Annotated in this window: 14 protein-coding genes; 11 read left to right on the top strand and 3 right to left on the bottom strand. The window is 66.9% G+C overall.

Going from position 1 to position 17,219, the window contains the following annotated elements; genetic code table 11:
• Positions 1-172 precede the first annotated feature (172 nt).
• The 3 genes from ACMGFG_RS21630 (at position 173) to ACMGFG_RS21620 (ending at position 4,343) form a co-directional block, all read left to right on the top strand.
• Positions 173-613 (top strand): hypothetical protein, encoded by a 441-nt coding sequence (locus tag ACMGFG_RS21630; RefSeq protein WP_436932371.1) that lies wholly within the window; start codon positions 173-175, stop codon positions 611-613.
• Between the two features lie 245 nt (positions 614-858).
• On the top strand, positions 859-3,216 hold the full coding sequence (locus ACMGFG_RS21625; RefSeq protein ID WP_436932370.1) for a hypothetical protein: 2,358 nt from the start codon (positions 859-861) through the stop codon (positions 3,214-3,216).
• On the top strand, positions 3,213-4,343 hold the full coding sequence (locus tag ACMGFG_RS21620; protein ID WP_436932369.1) for a HEAT repeat domain-containing protein: 1,131 nt from the start codon (positions 3,213-3,215) through the stop codon (positions 4,341-4,343). Before ACMGFG_RS21625 ends, ACMGFG_RS21620 begins: the two co-directional genes overlap by 4 nt.
• Before the next feature lie 766 nt (positions 4,344-5,109).
• On the opposite strand, the gene ACMGFG_RS21615 is transcribed toward ACMGFG_RS21620, so the two are convergent.
• On the bottom strand, positions 5,110-5,436 hold the full coding sequence (locus tag ACMGFG_RS21615) for a NifU family protein (RefSeq protein ID WP_436932368.1): 327 nt from the start codon (positions 5,434-5,436) through the stop codon (positions 5,110-5,112).
• A gap of 241 nt (positions 5,437-5,677) precedes the next feature.
• Here ACMGFG_RS21615 and ACMGFG_RS21610 point away from each other — a divergent pair, with 241 nt between their 5' ends.
• The 3 genes from ACMGFG_RS21610 (at position 5,678) to ACMGFG_RS21600 (ending at position 8,486) form a co-directional block, all read left to right on the top strand.
• Positions 5,678-6,706: a HEAT repeat domain-containing protein gene (locus ACMGFG_RS21610; protein ID WP_436932367.1), complete on the top strand. Its 1,029-nt coding sequence runs from the start codon at positions 5,678-5,680 to the stop codon at positions 6,704-6,706.
• Between the two features lie 64 nt (positions 6,707-6,770).
• Complete coding sequence (locus ACMGFG_RS21605; protein WP_436932366.1) at positions 6,771-8,069, top strand: ABC transporter substrate-binding protein; 1,299 nt, start codon at positions 6,771-6,773, stop codon at positions 8,067-8,069.
• Positions 8,070-8,186: 117 nt separating this feature from the next.
• Positions 8,187-8,486: an amphi-Trp domain-containing protein gene (locus ACMGFG_RS21600; RefSeq protein WP_436932365.1), complete on the top strand. Its 300-nt coding sequence runs from the start codon at positions 8,187-8,189 to the stop codon at positions 8,484-8,486.
• A gap of 17 nt (positions 8,487-8,503) precedes the next feature.
• On the opposite strand, the gene ACMGFG_RS21595 is transcribed toward ACMGFG_RS21600, so the two are convergent.
• Entirely contained in the window at positions 8,504-9,874 is a 1,371-nt protein-coding gene (locus ACMGFG_RS21595; protein ID WP_436932364.1) for a cytochrome P450, read from the bottom strand.
• Between the two features lie 452 nt (positions 9,875-10,326).
• On the opposite strand from ACMGFG_RS21595, the gene ACMGFG_RS21590 reads away from it, so the two are divergent.
• The 4 genes from ACMGFG_RS21590 to ACMGFG_RS21575 all read left to right on the top strand — a co-directional run bounded on the left by ACMGFG_RS21590 (position 10,327) and on the right by ACMGFG_RS21575 (position 14,649).
• Positions 10,327-11,016, top strand: a complete 690-nt coding sequence (locus tag ACMGFG_RS21590; RefSeq protein WP_436932363.1) for an O-methyltransferase — start codon at positions 10,327-10,329, stop codon at positions 11,014-11,016.
• A gap of 46 nt (positions 11,017-11,062) precedes the next feature.
• Entirely contained in the window at positions 11,063-12,931 is a 1,869-nt protein-coding gene (locus ACMGFG_RS21585; RefSeq protein ID WP_436932362.1) for an ABC transporter substrate-binding protein, read from the top strand.
• Positions 12,932-13,015: 84 nt separating this feature from the next.
• Entirely contained in the window at positions 13,016-13,618 is a 603-nt protein-coding gene (locus ACMGFG_RS21580) for a chemotaxis protein CheC (RefSeq protein ID WP_436932361.1), read from the top strand.
• Between the two features lie 95 nt (positions 13,619-13,713).
• Positions 13,714-14,649: a calcium/sodium antiporter gene (locus tag ACMGFG_RS21575; RefSeq protein ID WP_436932360.1), complete on the top strand. Its 936-nt coding sequence runs from the start codon at positions 13,714-13,716 to the stop codon at positions 14,647-14,649.
• Positions 14,650-14,757: 108 nt separating this feature from the next.
• Here ACMGFG_RS21575 and ACMGFG_RS21570 read toward each other — a convergent pair whose 3' ends face one another.
• Positions 14,758-15,714, bottom strand: a complete 957-nt coding sequence (locus tag ACMGFG_RS21570; protein ID WP_436932359.1) for a hypothetical protein — start codon at positions 15,712-15,714, stop codon at positions 14,758-14,760.
• Positions 15,715-15,871: 157 nt separating this feature from the next.
• On the opposite strand from ACMGFG_RS21570, the gene ACMGFG_RS21565 reads away from it, so the two are divergent.
• Complete coding sequence (locus tag ACMGFG_RS21565; protein WP_436932358.1) at positions 15,872-17,026, top strand: acyl-CoA dehydrogenase family protein; 1,155 nt, start codon at positions 15,872-15,874, stop codon at positions 17,024-17,026.
• Positions 17,027-17,219 lie beyond the last annotated feature (193 nt).

The following is a 17,219-nucleotide window of genomic DNA, read 5'->3' as shown; positions in this document are numbered from 1 at the left end:
CGCCGTATCTCAGAGCTTTCGAACTCCGCCGTGAACTCTACAGAAAACCAGGCGACCAAGCGCTCAAACACGCTCTCGACGCCGCGCTCTGAAAATCAACAACGTGCTTCACAAGAGCGTTCGTTTATAGCATCGAAGAGCTACTGACGATAGAAGAATACGATCAAGAGTCATGAACCGGAGTATTGGACTGGCATTCGTAGTCTGCCTCGCGATCTTGAGCGGGTGTCCGTCGAGCGACGGCGGCCAAATAGTATTTGTGGGGGAAAGTAACTCGACCGAGTCTGGATTCGAGCTAACTGGAGCAGTAACCAACTCCGAAGTTGCTGAGCCCACTCACCGAAACGTCACCCTCTATTTACTCACTGCAAACGGGTCCACGATCGCATCTGAACACCTCAGGACGCTACGAGAGGATACTAGATTGAACGTCACCATCCGGACAGACGAAGTCCCGACCTACGTGATAATCAACTCACCCAATTTCTGGACACACGAACGTATCAGCGTCAGCTATTACGAAGTCGAAGACGGTGGTTCGGTTCTCAACCAGGAGATGATCGGCTCGAAAGACGAGTTTCCCGTCACAGTTCCACCGAACTCGTCCAGATAATAGTCACTGACGACACCGACGGCGAGCCGTTCTCAGAGCGGATCACCGGCGGGAACTGGCAGATCCACAGCAACCCCACGAAGGTCGACACGGACGGCGACGGGCTGACCGACGACACCGAGACCGAAGGCTGGACCGTCCCGACGATCAACCGCAGCGGCAGCGCCTACCGCTACGCGACGCACGATGCCAACGGGTCGGTCCACGTCGACTCGAACCCACGCAAGAAGGACTCCGACGGCGACGTGATCCCCGACGACGCCGAGAAGTTCCAGGCCCACACCGACCCCAGCGGCGACGTGCGCTACGCCATCGCCGGGACGCTGGCGACGCGTCCGATCCAGCGGGCCGACACCCGCGACTCTGACCAGGACGGCTTCCCCGACCGCCAGGAGTTCCAGGGTATTCCCACATCCGTCGACGGGAACTTCACGCGGATTACGACCGATCCGCTGAGTCCCGACACCGACGGCGACCAGTTGCACGAGTCGGTGGAGTTCCGGTCGATGACGACGGTCGGTCGGGACGTCGGTGCCACGAGCGTCCAACGTGATCAGTTCCCCATCATTAGCGACCCGACCGAGATAGATTCCGACGACGACCAGCTGAGCGACCTGGAGGAACGGACGATAGGCACCGACCCGATGTCTGATGACACGGACGGAGACGGGCTCACGGATGCATACGACGAGCGACCGACGATCGACGACACCCCACCGACTGTAAAGTTCATTCTGACGACGCGACGTGAAGGTCGTCTCAAAATCGTCGACGATTCCAAGGTCACCGAAGATACGATTGAAGCCAATCCGTACTACGAAGGACTTGGTTGGCGTCCATCTCGTTCGACTGTTGCGTGGGCCCAACAGGGCGACCAAGAACGCCCCGAGTACCCGGACTACTACGGCTATGATTTCGAACCCATTAGTGGTGGGTTCCTTGGATTTGCCGATCAGTATCCGGACCGACACTGGGTGAACGTCACCGATCAGAATGGAACGTCGGCTAGATACCTGATTAACCATCGTAAGGCCGGGCCGAGTCGTGTCTCAAAGACCGCTTACAGCCTCGGGAGACAACTTATCTCGCTGCCCGATCTACAATCGAAGCCAATTTCGTCAACTGCTGGAGTTCTCCTCATCTCGACCGGCTACATCCTCGAAAACAGGCTCGTCGTCGACATCTCGCGACCGGGAGCAGACGAGAGTGGTGAGTTTTCCGTCCCGCTCTCTGAAGTTGTCAGACGGTACAACGGCACGGAGTTCGGCAACCTCGTGCTCCCGCGGGGTGAGTACTCCGAGTCGAACGCCATCGAGACCGGCCGCGGCTGGGAGTTCATCGACGCGACCGACGACGACGTGACGCTGGACGATATCGGCCGGGCGCTCGAACCGGACAACGCCATCGGCGTCACCCTGCCCGAATCCGACGACTCGGGAGTGAAGCCGAACGTCGGTATCGGGATCACTGGTCCCGTCGACGACCCCGAACTCGTCTTCGTGGTCGTCGTCGGCGATACGATCCTGCGAGCGACCGCGCAGGATCTGGAGGGGATCGACAGTCGGGACGAACTCGACGCGGCACGGGAGTTCCTCCACGACGACGCCTCCGAGACGACCAAGCGGGTGATGACCGATGGGGGTCTAGAGGACGATGACTACGCAAGCGCACTGGTCGAAGCCGAGAGCGACCCCTCGGTCAGTGAGAGCGACGTGGAGGCGGCTCGCCGGACGATCGAGGCGCTCAATCAGGAAGAGACGGCCTGGGATGTCGTCGAGGAAACGCCCGCACCGGCCGTCGAGTTCTTCGCCGAAATGGAGAGCAACAACGTAGCGGCACTCCTGGGCCAGGCACAGTCGGCACAGCAAGTCGCTGACTTCCTCGAAGCTACTGACGGAGACGCTGCAGAACTGGTACAGCAGATTGATGACCGGGGACTGTACAGCGTTCTCCTCGAACTTGAGAGCGAGAACCAGCGTGGGGTCGCAAATATCGCAATTCACGGCAAATTAGACGGGCGTTCACAATATATCGACAGGGTCGACGCCGATTCTCTGATAGAGATCGCTCAGAATTACGAATCTGGAGAGTACGACTCGCAAGATGTTCCAGGGACGAGCAACTTCCTCGATCTTGTTGTCGTCGCTGAAAGCCCTGCGGAGGACGGGAAACCAGTCTTCATTGATGCTGATGATATCACTCACGCGATAGACAGACACGTGAATGGTGATGACATGAAGAACAGAGCAACTACCACATTCTTCCCTGTCGGGGGGCGGATTGACAAAACTGGAGCCCCAGAAGTTCAGTTACCAGATAGAATGCCTTCAGAAGCGGGCAACATCAACCGAACACGGCTTAAAAAGATCGCGTACGAAGCGATACGGAACGGGAAACAAGATACTATCGGTGACTCAGTGAGGTATTCGCTCGATCGATACGGAATTCAAGAAGTGGTGATTAATATTGAATTCCGTGGACACGGCCAGAGTATTTACCCGTCACATGGAGATTCGGTCCGACGGTGGAGTGAACGGGCAGGAGGAGAGTGGCAAAGATGGGATGGTAACAAGTGGGTCACATGGAGTAGCTACTCGCCATGAACTTCGACACAGTTGAAATAGAAGTCGCGACATCGGCATCGGAGGAATCTATCCGCGACAGTGATAGAATTCCCGTAACGCTTGTGGAAAAGATTCCTATAGCGTTTGACGAGAAAAGGGGTCAGATCTTGGTATATTCCGATCAGGCTTGGGGGTTCCTACTGAGGCGACTGGAGGCTCTGTTTCCGATGGTAGCGGATTCTGTAGCTTATGTTGAGAGTGGATATCAGGCAAGTTATGAGGGAGAGCATCAAGATATTGATATCGGAACAGATTGGAACATCGTTTTTTTCCCGGTAGACGGTACTACATTCAAATATGCAGTCATCGAACCCAGTAGTGATCCACCCACTGTAACGGATCCACATTCAGAGTTTGGATCTATCACCACCGATAGCAAACTGCCCGTCGATGGAATCCCTCTGGGCAAAGGGGAATACGCTACTGCGCTGTTCGAAGCTACGGAAGAATACATTAGACTCGCAGAGATTGCAGATCCGTCGGATAATAAGGGACCATGCGCGGTGAATGAGACGCTGAAGTTGTATTATATTGGTCTCGAAACTATGGTAGAACACTACGAAGAGCACGGTACACTCCAAAATTTCCGATTTGATGCGGATAGTGAATTTATCCAGATGTTTTTATACCAATACGATATCAACTCGGAGGACCTATCCAGATACGTGATCAAGGAAGGTATCCTACGCGACGAGATTATGAACCTCAGTCAAACTGAGAACAATTCTATCTCTGAACAATACAAAGCACTTCTCTCACACTCGTCTCGTCGGATTAGATCAGAAGCCGCAGGTGTTCTCGCGGAATATCCCGACGATCGCGCTAAGGATGGATTGCTTTGGACGCGCTGGACGGACAATCCTGATGTCGTCCCACATGCAATTCGCGCACTGGTTCAGATCGGTGGCGAGGATGTCCGTGAGGCACTGCTTGAACTCCCCGATTTCTCCGAAAAAGAATCGATCCGGAAAGCCGCGATCGAGGGACTCGCCGAGTTCGATGACGAGGAGGTCAGAACAACACTCCAGACAATCGCCGACAACGAAGACGAGTCGGAATCGATCCATGAAGCGGCATGTGATGCGCTTACAGCGTTGAACGATTGACATCCTCCTCCGCGTGAACGCGGAGGAATCCCGAGCGGTGGGAGTTTCAGGTTCGCAGTCCAGTCACCGGACTCCAAGCCCTTTCGGGCACGGGTAGTCCCACGGTATCGGACTGGTGGACTGCTGGCGGTGCCAAGCCGCCGTTACCCCTCTCCTCGACCGTGTACGGCGTCCCGGTGTTGTTTTTGCCACGGGGACGCCGGCAAGCGTCACCGGACTTGGGGGTATCGTCTGACTCGCTTTGAGCAGTCGGCACATGGGCACACCCTTCGAGGATGTGACGTTCACCGCCCGCTCTTTCGGATACTGTCTCATTAGATGGGTGGACAGGCCACCTCCGAAGGACGGTTCGGAATCCGCTCCGTTCCGACCGATTCCTACTCCTCAGTAGGGCGTCCTATCACTTAAACGTCACTATGGGAAACTCGGTGACGGCGTTTGAACGGTGGACTGTGAGCACAAGTGACGGCGCGTATCCACGGCCTGAAGGCCGTGGTATTGCGCCTGTTCAGCGTATAACGGCGTTCGTAAATAAGGCTCAGCCATCCGGAGTGAAAGTAAAACTGGAAGCGATGGAAATCCAGACCGTGATAGAACCGTGGAGACTCATACTACTGTCCGCTTGACCCCCGCCTGAAGACGGGGGTATGCGCTCGAACCTGTATCATCGAGGCGAAATTCAAGAGCACGGCACAGTCAAGCGGGGGTCCGGTCGAATACGGGGACCAGGAGGGGGGCCAGGTAGGGCGGTCGGGGACGGGCGGCCTCAGAACGGCGGACTGTAGTCCTCGTACTCGTCCATGTCCTCCATCTCGTCGGTCTTCGTGGGCATGACGGCGGCCCGCGGCCCGCCGGCGCGGACGACCTCCACGTCCTCCAGGCCGTCGACGCTCGCGGGGAGCCGCTCCTCGATGGCCTTCATCGTCATCGGCGCGATCCCACAGCCCGAGCAGGCGCCGCCGATCGCGACCGTCGCCGTCCCGGCGGCCTCGTCGACTTCCCGCACCTCGAAGTTCCCGCCGTGCTGCTGGATCTGCGGTACGTTGTTGCTCAGGTAGTTCCGCGTCTGCCGTTCGAGTCCTTCGGCGCTCATACACGACCCACTTCGGCCCCAAGTATCATAAATCTGTGTGTTTAGGGATACCTAAATTCGGCGTAGTAAAGCGCTCATTCGAAGATATTTTTTGGGTGCGCCAAAATCCTGTATCACTACCTGGTGTTTTTTGCCGAGCCTAAAACGCGGTCGAGGTGGACCCGGCGTTCGGTGGTCGCGGGGTGGAGTCGGATGTAACGAGCGCAAGCGGTTTGTGGGTCTCCCGCGATACGGAGCGTGAATGGACGGCGACTCGTCGGCGGCCGACCGGGTGGTGGCGGCGATCGAGAGCGGCGAGACCGGGGCGGTCCGGTCCGCAGTGGACGACCTCGCGGCCGCACCGGCCGACGCCCGGAAGGACGCGGTCCGGGAACTCCGGGCGGTCGCGGACGAGGATCCGGCCCTGTTCGACGGGGTCGCGACGGCGCTGACGCCGTTGCTGACCGACGACGAGCGGCCGGTCCGGCTGACGACCGCGAAACTGTTCGTCGCGGTCGCCGACGGCGAACCCGCGGCCGCGGTGCCGGCCGTCGAGGCCCTGGCCGACCGGCTGGCCGACGAGGCGGAGTTCTACTACGTCCGGGCGCGGGCGGCCGAGGCGCTCGGCTACGTGGCGCTGGAGCGTCCCGGGGCGGTCGCGTCGCCGGACGTGCTCGCGGACCTGCGGGTCGGGCTGTCGTTCGACGAACCGGCGGTCACCGAGAAACTCGCCAAGGCGCTGGCGTTCGTGGCGCTGGGCGACCCCGACCGGCTCCGCCATCTGGTCGACCGGCTGGCCGACCACCTCGACGACGACAGCGAGTTCGTCCGGTTCCACGTCTGCACGGCGCTGGCGGCGGTCGGCTCGGCCCACCCGTCGCGACTCGCCGCGGCGGCCGACCCGCTCGTCGCGCGGCTCGACGACGCGAACCCGTACGTCCGCGGGCGCGCCGCGGAGGCGCTGGCCGGCCCGGCGGGAGCGGGCCCCGACCCGGCCCTCCCCGCCGACCGCGTCACCGAACTGGCCGACAGCGACGAGGCGTTCGTCGCCGAGCGCGTCCGGCTGCTCTCGGCCCGTCTCGACGGCGACGCGTCCCCGGCCGACGACCCCGCGAGCGAGGGCGCGACCGACGAGCCCGCGCTCGGGACGCTCGACTCGCTCCGGGCGTCGACCGAGCGGGCGGTCGAGGCGATGCGCTCGCCCGACACCGACGGCGAGTGCCCCCACTGCGGGCTCGCCCTGCCGGACCAGGGCCCGCCCATGTGTCCGCGCTGCGGCGCACCGCAGTGAGTGTCATCGTCCTGTCAGCCTCCGATCCGGAACCCATAAGTCCGGTTTTGGCTAGCCTAAAACCATGGTGAACGACGCGGACGACGCGGACGGCGCGAACGCACCGACGCGGCGCGACTACCTGACGTACGGCGGGGCGATCATCGGCGGCGGCCTGCTCGCCGGCTGTTCGAGCGACGGCGACGACTCGACCGCGACGCCCGAGCCGGCGGACGCGGAGACCGCGACGGCGACCCCGAGGCCCGGGGGCGCGGGGACGGAATCGGCCGCGCCGACGGCGACCGAGACGGCCACCCCCGACGGCCCCTACACCGTGTCGATGGCGCCGGTCGGCGAGGTCGAGTTCGCGAGCGTGCCGACGGACGTGATGGTCTACAGCCTGCTGTACGCGGACATGGCGGTCGCCTACGGCCACGGCGACGCGGTGAACTCGCTGGGGTTCGACGCCGAGGCCGGCGGGAAGACGCTGGACGCCTACTACGAGCGGCTCGACGGCGTCGCGTTCGACCGCGAGGGCCTCGCCCAGCTCAACACCGGCTCGGGCAACCTCACCGTCGACACGGAACTGTTCTACGAGCTCGACTCGGACCTGCACCTGGTCGACCCGGCGCTGGTGGCGTCGTTCGACGGGTGGAACCGGTCCGACGTCGAGGAGATCGCCGAGACGATCGCGCCGTGGTTCGGCAACGCCTTCAGCCGCAACCACGGCCAGCCGCCGGAGGCCTACCGGGACGACTACGAGTACTACACGCTCTGGGAGATCGCCGAGAAAGTCGCCGCGGTGTTCCGGGAGCGCGAGCGCTACGAGCGGCTGGCCGCGGTCCACGCGGACCTGCGCGAGCGCATCCGGGCGGACCTGCCGCCCGAGTCCGAGCGCCCGCGGGTCGGCGCGGTCATCTTCGTGGACGGGACGTTCTACCCGTCGACGATCAACACGCCCGGGTTCGCCAACGCGCACGTCCGGCCGCTGGGGGCGACCGACGCCTTCGCCGACGGCGACGTGACCTACCAGAGCACCTACGACTACGAGGAGCTGCTGGAGGTCGACCCCGACGTGCTCCTCCACCAGTTCGGGATCGCCTCCTACTACGACGTGGGGCAGGTCCGGGAGACGCTCGCCGACCACCCCGTCGGGAGCCGGCTGACGGCCGTCGAGAACGACGCCGTCTACCCGAGCGCCAACCCGGTCCAGGGCCCGCTGATGAACCTCTTCCAGCTGGAGATGACCGCCAAACAGCTCTACCCCGAGCGGTTCGGCGAGTGGCCGGGCTACAGCGCCGGCGACCCCTACCCCGAGATCCCCGAGGGCGAACGACTGTTCGACCGCGAGCGCGTCGCCGACATCGTCGCCGGGGACTTCTGAGCGCGTGGGGCGACCGCACGGTCGCCGCACGGTGTGGTCCCGCTCCCCGTCCCGTCTGCCGCACACACCCGACCGGGATCGCACGGCTTTTTTCGGACGGCCTAAAACGAACGGTCGATGACCGACGACACCGAAACGACCGAGGGCGACGAGCGGACGACCATCAGGACCGGCCGCGACTTCGAGCAGAGCTACCGACTGGACGCGAGCGAGGCCGGCGCGTTCCTGGTCGACCTGGGCGAACAGCTGCAGGACGGCGACGAGCTGACGATCGCGACCGACGAGTGGGAACTCCCCTTCGCGTTCGGCGAACCCGTCGAACTGGAGGTCGACTTCGACGGCGTCGACGATCCCGAACTGGAGATCGAACTGGAGCTGCCGGGCCGTCCCGACGACGACGCGCCGGCCGTCGAGTAGCGCCGCCGGAGCGGGCGCTACCGCTCGACGAGTTCCATCTCCATCGTCTGGCGGGGGTGCATCGTCAGCGAGGGCATCAGTTCCAGCGGCGTCTCCCCCCGGAAGTCGAGTTCGTACTCGGAGACGACCGTGGCGACGATGAGCTTCGCCTCCAAAAGCGAAAGGTGTTTGCCGATGCAGTGGCGCGGACCGCCACCGAACGGGAAGAAGGCGAAGCGCGGGCGGTCGGCGCGCCGGTCGGGGCTGAACCGCTCGGGGTCGAACGTCTCGGGGTCGTCCCAGTAGCGGGCCGAGCGGTGGACGCCCCACTGGGGGAGCATCAGGGTCGCCCCCGCGGGCACGCGGTAGCCGCCGAGTTCCACGGGCTCGGTCGGCTCCCGGAAGATCGTGAAGACGGGCGGGTACAGCCGCATCGCCTCGTTGATCACCCACTCGAGGTACTCGAACTCCCGGACGTGGTCCATCGTGGGGCGGTCCGCCCCGACCACCTCGTCGACCTCCGCCTGGACGCGCCGCTCGGCCTCGGGGTGTTCCGACAGCAGGAACCAGGTGTAGGTCAGCGTCAGCGCCGTGGTGTCGTGACCGGCCAGCAGCATCGTCATCATCTCGTCGCGCAGTTGCGCCGCGGACTGATCGCCGCGGTCGCGCGCGCGGAGGAGGACCGACAGGAAGTCCATCGGCGGGTCGTCGCCGTCGGCGGGCGCGTCGACGACCGTCGAGACGCCGCGGACTTCCCGGCCCCGGCGCGCCGCGACGATGTCGTCGAGCACCGCGTCGAGTTCGGCGACCGCCGACTCGAACTCCTCGTCGCCGGGCATCGGCACCCAGTCGGGCATCGCGAACCTGAGCGGGTCGGGCTCGAAGCGCCGCCCGAGCGGGTCGAGCTGCTCCTGGACGGTGTCGATCCGGTCCTCCGAGAGCTCGACGCCCATCATCAGGTCGAGGATGACGCGCAGCGTGACCCGCGCCATCTCCGTCTCGGCGTCGATGGTCTGACCGGCGTCCCACCCGTCGACCATCGACTCGGCGTGGCCGGCCACCCGGTCGGCCATCCCCATTAGCCGCGACATGCGGAACGCGGGGTTGGCGAGTTCGCGCTGGCGCTCCCAGGTGTCGCCCTCGCTCAGGAGCAGACCGTCGCCGAGCAGGTCGCCCAGCGCGTCGTTCTGGAAGTCCGGCTTGCGGAAACCGTCGGCCTCGGAGACGAGGACCCGCTCGATATCCGCGGGGTCGGTGACCATGTACGTCTCCATCGGCCCCATGTCGAAGGTGACCACGTCGTCGTAGGTCGATTCGAGCGCCGAGATGAACGAGAAGGGGTCCCGGGCGTAGCGCCGGCTGCTCCCGAACAGCGGCTCGCCCTTGGGCCCCGGCGGGGTCTCTGACATGTTCGAGGTTACGGTCGGACCGGCATGAATCTCTCGACGGACGGGGATTGCAGTGGATACCCCTGCGGGCGTCGGTCCGACATCCTCGACCACCGCGAACCCAGCTACCGCGAACAGCGTGAAAGCCCCGACCCGTTCGGCTCCCGCCCGCGTAGCTGGTCTGGACAGTCTGTGCGGGCGGGAATGAAAGGGGCCGCCGGCTCCGGGAAGACGGGCGCAGTAAGCACTACAACGAGCGGAGCGAGTGAAACGCGCAACAAGCCCCTCGACCGGAGCCGGCGGGGGCTTTCACGCTGTTTGGCACTACAAGCAGGCGCGGGGTGCCGTTTGCCGTTGCCGTCGCGGTGGCGTTCGCGCTGCCCGCGGTAGCCGGAGCGCCGACCACAACCCCCGATCCCGGAACGCCTGGCCGGTGCGGCGCCGTTTATCCGGGCGGCCGCCGAACCCCGACCATGGCCGACTACGAGATATCCGAGTTCCTCGAATCGTACGCGACCGCGCTGGGTCCCGAACCCGACGGAGTCATCGAGGAGATGGGCGCACAGGCCCGCGAGGAGGGCTTTCCCTACGTCGGGCCGGCGGTCGGCGGGTGGCTGGCGATGCTCGCCCGCCTGACCGACGCCGAGCGGGTCTTCGAGTTCGGGTCGGGCTTCGGCTACTCGGCGTACTGGTTCGCCCGCGAACTCCCCGCCGACGGCGGGGTGGTGCTCACGGAGATCGACGCGGACGAACTCGACCAGGCCCGCGAGTACATGCGCCGGGGCGGGCTCGCCGACCGCGCGTCCTTCGAACACGGCGACGCCATCGAGACGGTCGACGACTACGAGGGGCCGTTCGACGTGGTGCTGGTCGACTGCCAGAAGGAGCGCTACGCCGAGGCGTTCGAGGCCGTCCGGGAGAACGTCGCGCCCGGCGGGGTCGTGGTCGCGGACAACGTCGTCGCCGGCGGCTCCATCGACGCCGGCGACCTGCGAGCGTACTTCGAGGACGGTGGTGCGGCGGGCGGCGCGGACCGCTCGGGGATGGACGGCATGACCGAGGGGATCGCGGACTACCTCGACGCCGTCGCCGCGGCCGACGCCTTCGAGACGGCGCTGTTGCCGCTCGGCGAGGGGGTGGCGGTCAGCCACCGCGAGCACTGAGGCGGAAGGGCCGCCTTTTTGTATCTCCTGAGTGTCACGTCGGTCGATGACAGGGGACGAGCCGAACCGGCGACGGGTCCTGGCGCTGTGCGGTACCGGCATCGCGGCACTGCTGGGGGGCTGTAGCGACGCCCTGCTCGGCGAGACGCCGACGGGGACGCCGCCGCCGACCGATACGTCGAGTCCGACGCCGACGGGGGTACCGACCGACACCACCACCGCGACGCCGACGGAGACGCCGCCCCCGACCGGGACGCCGACGGACGCGGAGACGCCGAGCGAGACGGGGACGCCGGTCGACGACCCCAACGACGTGACGCTGGTCGGCGTGACCGGCCGGGGGGCACCGTCGAACCTGCAGTTCAACCTGTTCACGAGCTACCGGGTCGCCGAGAAGGCCGCGCAGTTGCTCTACGAACCGCTGGCGAAGTACCACTACCGGACGGGGGAGTTCCGCCCGTACGCGGCGACCGACTGGGCGGTCACCGACGCCGAGATGACCGTCACGCTGCGGGACGACCTGGTCTGGCACGACGGACGGGCGGTGACGGCCGGGGACCTGGCCCGCCAGATACGGCTCTCGCGGCGGGTCGACCACGCGGTCTGGGAGTACGTCACGGCGGTTCGGGCCCGGGACGAGCGGACCGTCGCACTGTCGCTCGCCGAGGAGACCCACCCGCGGATCCTGAAACACGCGTTGCTCACCGACCGGATCCACGCCCACCCCGGGCGATACGAGCGGTTCGAGGGCGGGGACGGGGGCTCGCTGACGGAGTTCCGCGAGCGCGAGCCGCTGGGGAACGGCCCCTTCAGGCTCGCGGGCGCGGACTCGCGGCGGTTCCGGCTGGAGCGGTTCGCTGACCATCCGCTGGCCGACCGCGTGACGTTCACGAGCTACGAGCTCAGGTATCTCCCGGTCCAGCGGCGTGTCCACCGGGCGCTGCTCGACGGGACGGTCGACGCCGTGACGAACCGGTTCACGCCGCCCCGCGTCGTCGCCGACCTGCCCGAGTGGGTGCGGGAGGTCCGGATCCCGTCGAAGTGGGGCTACGGGATCGTCTTCAACCACGGCGACGAGCACTTCGGGACGCGCGCGGTCCGCCAGGCGGTGGCGCACCTGGTGAACCGCGAGCGGGTCGTCCGGCAGTCGGGTCCGCGGACGAAAGTCCCGACGCCCGTCCCGTGCGGGATCACCGTCGACGACCAGGCGCGGTGGCTGGGCGCCGAGCGGTCGTCGTACCCGGACTACGGCGTCGGGACCGCCCGGCGCGAGGCCGCCGCGGACCGCATGCGGTCGGCGGGCTACGAGCGGTCGGGCGGCCGGTGGGTCGACGGCGACGGGGCGCCGGTGTCGGTCGACTACTACACGCCGGGGGGCTGGAGCGACTGGACGACCGCGAGCCAGACCGTCGTGGACGCGCTGAACGACTTCGGGTTCGACGTCGACCTCGCGACAGTCCCCTACGGGGAGCTGTACGGGACGTACGCCGACGGGGAGTTCGCGGTCGGCGCCCTCTACTGGACGCCCGGCGCCAGCCGGGGTGCGTTCCCGTACTTCACCGGCCGCCACCAGGTCGAGGGCGACGCCATCGCCGGCGGCCACGAGTTCCCCCGCGGCGGCCGGACCGTGCCCGCCCGCGACGGGTCGGGAACGACGACCGTCGACCCCAGAGCGAAGCTGGACGAACTGGAGACGACGAACGACCCGGACGAGGCCACGACGCTCGTCCGGGACCTGGCCTGGCACAGCGCCCACGACCTGCCGATGCTCGGCATCACGGAGCGGCTCGACCAGTCGTTCGTCGCGACCGACGACTGGTCGGTGCCGCCGGCGGGGGCCGACGCCTACGGCGTGCGGTGGCCGTCCACCTGGCTCGTCCGCACGGGCGCGCTGCGCGCGGACCCGTCCGGGTGACGCCCCGAGTCTCGCTCGCGAAAATGGCGGGGGACCGCTTATGTAGGTCGGGTCGAAACCCGTCGGCACCTCGCAGGGTCACCGATGAGTCTGAAGATAGATATCCGGAAGCTCGGGTTGTTCAACAGGATGGCGAAGGAGGGCGGGAACACGGTCGCGGACCACCTCAGCCAGATGACGGGGATGGAGACGGAGATGGAGATCACCAAGATCAACTTCATCGACATCCCGGACATCAAGACCCACGTCGGCCACGCCGAGCAGATCGGCATCAGCATCGAGCTGGTCGAGCCGCCCCACGGCCACATCCTCTTTCTCCTCGAGGCCGGGAGCGCGAAGGAACTCGCCCGGGGGATGATCGGCGACATGGGCGAGACGGACCCCAACGCCCGGGGGTTCACCGACATGGAGCGGTCGGCCATTCAGGAGATCGGCAACATCATGACCTCCGGGTTCATCGACGGCTGGGCGGACGTCCTCGACACCACCATCGACATCGGCCCGCCCTCCTTTATTTTCGGCCCCGGGTCCGGGATGGTCGACGACCTCGTCGGCGACCGCGAGAGCGACATGGCGCTGATGTTCGACTCGCACGTCCAGGCGCCCGACTCCAACGTCGACGTGAAGGTCTACACCTTCCCCGAACTCGAAGAGCTGGTCGAGCTCATGCAGCAGATCGAGGTTTAGCTTCCCGACAGTTCCGGGCGAGCCCGACGCCCGGGACGGTGCCGCCACCCTCTGATCACCGCCGTTATCCCGGAGCCCGCCGAACCGGCGATCGGATGCTCTCGGCGCTCGTGCGCGACGCCGCGCTCGTCCTGGTCGGCGTCGCCGGACTGTGGGTCGGCGCCGGCCAGTTCGTCGCGGGCGCGAGCCGGCTCGCCGGTCGGCTCGGCGTCTCCGGGCTCGTCGTCGGGCTCACCGTGGTCTCGTTCGGCACCTCCGCGCCGGAGCTGGCCGTCACCGTCGACGCGGCGCTGACCGGCGAGGCGGACATCTCGGTCGGCAACGTCGTCGGCTCGAACGTCGTCAACCTCGGGGTCGTCCTCGGCGGGACGGCGCTGGTCCGGCGGCTCCCCGTCGACGCCGCCCTGGTGCGCCGCGACGGCGCCCTGATGGTCGGGACCGTATTGGCCCTGGTCGCGATACTGTGGGACCTGACGGTCTCCCGCGTCGAGGGGGCGCTGCTGGTCGCCGGCCTCGGCGGGTATCTGCTCGTCCTCCTCCGGACCGACGGCGAGGGGCTGGACCACGGAGTCGATACGGGGCCGTTCCGCCCGTCGGACGCCCCCCGGCTCCTCGGCGGACTCGCGGTGGTGATAGTGGGCGCGCACCTCCTGGTGACCGGCGCGGTGAGCACTGCGGCGGACCTCGGCGTCTCCGAGTGGGCCATCGGCGCGACGGTGGTGGCGCTCGGCACGTCGACGCCGGAACTGGTCACCTCGGTCGCGGCCGCACGCCGCGGTCGCGCGGACCTCGCGGCCGGCAACGTCGTCGGCAGCTGCATCTTCAACGTGCTCGGGGTGCTCGGCGTGGCGGGAGTCGTCACCCCGATCTCGGTCGGCCCGGCGGCGCTCACCGGGACGCTCTGGCTGCTCGGCGTCTCCGTCGTCGCGACGCTCCTGCTGTGGTCGCGCCGCGCGCTCACCCGGCCGGAGGGTGCGCTGCTGGTCGCGCTGAACGCCGTCGACTGGGTCGTCGCGTTCCTCGGCCGGTGACCGGGGGTCTGGTCGCCGTTTCTTGGCCGGTGACCGGGGGTCTGGTCGCAGTTTCTCGGCGTCCGACTCGCTCCAGTCAGCCGGCCGCCGTCGTGAACAGGGTCGCCCTCACCAGAGGGGGACGACGCGGAACCAGAGGGTCGCCGCCAGCCCGGTCGCGAGGACGAGACACGTCGCGTAGGTCGCGTAGCCGAGGACGACGGCCGCGACGACGCCCCCGTCGAGGCGCTCGTCGCGACGGCGCTGGCGGAGCCAGGCGGCACCCACCGTCGCGGCGACCGCGGGGAGGACGTACAGCCCGACCGAGGGGACGCCGAACCGGAACCAGGTGATCGGGCCGAACGGGAAGCCGCCGGGGCCGGCCGCCCGGCCCAGCTCCCAGAACAGCCGGGGGTAGCCGAACCCGAAGACGGTCCCCGCGGCGACGAACAGCACCGACGCCTCGACCTCCCGCCCGACCACCCGCCGGACCGCGGCGCGGTAGCGGTCCGCTCCGCCGTCCGGCCGGCTCCACTGGTAGGCGCCGAACCCGAGGACCGAGCCCGCGAGCCCGCCGGCCGTCGCGAGGCCGGTGATCGGGTGGGCGGGCCGGCCGGTCACGAGCGAGGTGGCAGCGACAACGAGCAGGACCGCGACGATCGCGCCGGCGAGCGGCGTCGCGACGCGCTCGGTCGGCAGGTCGGGCCGCTGCTCGACCGTTCGCCCCAGGACGCCGAGGCCGAGCACCTGCGCGAGGAAGACGCCGGCCAGGAAGTACCACGGCTTGAACCGGACGTGCCGGCAGGCGGCGAAGCTCTCCCGGCACAGCACCGTCTCGAAGGCGCCGAAGGTGAACAGCAACACCCCCAGCGTCGCCGCCAGCGCCGTCCGCGGGCGGCCGCTGGTCGACACCGTCGCGAGGATGCCGCCGACGAACGCGCCGAGCACGAACGCGTGGACCTCCAGCGGCCCGCTGAACATCGTCCCGAACCAGTCCCCGAGGTTCCACGACTGTGTCAGCCACCCGTCCGCGACCACCCGTATCGAGGGATCGGCGGCGCCGACGGGACCACGTGACGGCGTCACGCCCGGAGGTTTTCGGCCCTTCGGCAAAAGTTCCGGGGGACGGCGTCGCCGTCGGTCCGTCCCGGCGGGCCGCGAGCGACCCGGCGCCGCCCGACAACTCCCGGCGCGTTTCCCGCCGTGCCAGGGGGTATATGGGTTCGCGGTCCGTGACGCGGGTATGGAACTGCTGGACGACCGGCCGGTCCCCGAGGAAGCGCACGACGTGAAGCGACAGGCCCGCGAGTTCGCCGCCGAGCACATCGCGCCCAACGCCCAGGCGTACTTCGAGTCCGGCGAGTACCCCACGGAGGTGCTGGAAGCGGGGATGGACGCCGGGCTCGTCGCCCAGGACATCGGCGAGGAGTACGGCGGCAAGGGGTTCTCGCTGCAGCAGGTGCTGGCCATCGCCGAGGAGTTCTACCGCGCCGACGCCGGCATCGCGCTGACCCTGCAACTGGCGAGTTTCGGCGCCGAGATCCTCGAGGAGCACGGCGACGAGGAACTGAAGGAGGAGTTCCTCCGGCCCGTCGCCGAGAACGAGCAGATCACCGGCCTCGCCGTCTCCGAGCCCGACACGGGGAGCGACCTGGCGGGGATGACCACCACCGCCGAGAAAGACGGCGACGAGTACGTGCTCGACGGCGAGAAGTACTGGATCGGCAACGGCGTCGAGGCCGACTGGGTGACCGTCTACGCGAAGACGGGCGACGACGAGGACAACCGGTACGGTAACTACTCGCTGTTCGTCGTCCCGACCGACACCGACGGCTACGAGGCCGAACACATCCCCGAGAAGATGGCCTTCCGGGCGTCGAAGCAGGCCCACCTCACGCTGGAGGACTGCCGGGTCCCCGAGGAGTACCTGATCGGCGTCGAGGGCGCGGGCTTCTACATGCTCGCGGAGTTCTTCAACCACGGTCGGGTCGTGGTCGGCGGCCACGGCATCGGGATGGCCGCGGCGGCCATCGAGGAGGCCTGGGAGTTCGTCCACGACCGCGAGGCGTTCGGCCGCTCGGTCGACGAGTTTCAAGCGGTGCAACACAAGCTCGCGGACATGCGGACGGAGTTCGAGGCCGCGCGCGCGCTGACCTGGCGGGCCGCCGACCAGGTGGCCGAAAACGACGACGCCGGCTTCTGGGCGGCGATGGCGAAGCTCAAGGCCACTGAGACGGCCAACGACTGCGCCCAGAAGGCGATGCAACTGCACGGCGGCCGCTCGGTGCTGCACGACCGCCGGATCGCCCGCGTCTACCGCGACGTGCGCGTCCCCGTCATCTACGAGGGCGCCAACGACATCCAGCGCAACCTCGTCTACAACCAGGCGCCGAAGTAGCTCCGTTGGGCGATACCGAACGAATCGGCGGGCGGGCCGAACGATCCATCACTCCTCCCGGACCACCCGTCACGCGACTCGGACACAGAGCGAGACGGTCGCGCCGCGGTCGTCCCCGACCGCCGCCGCGGTGGCCGGGGTCGTCGCGTCCCGCGGGGCGGACTCGACGCACGTCGTCGCTTCGCCGATACCG

The sequence above is a fragment of the Halosimplex halobium genome, assembly GCF_051414055.1.
Lineage (GTDB): Archaea > Halobacteriota > Halobacteria > Halobacteriales > Haloarculaceae > Halosimplex > Halosimplex halobium.
This window is presented reverse-complemented; position numbering and strand designations above follow the sequence as displayed.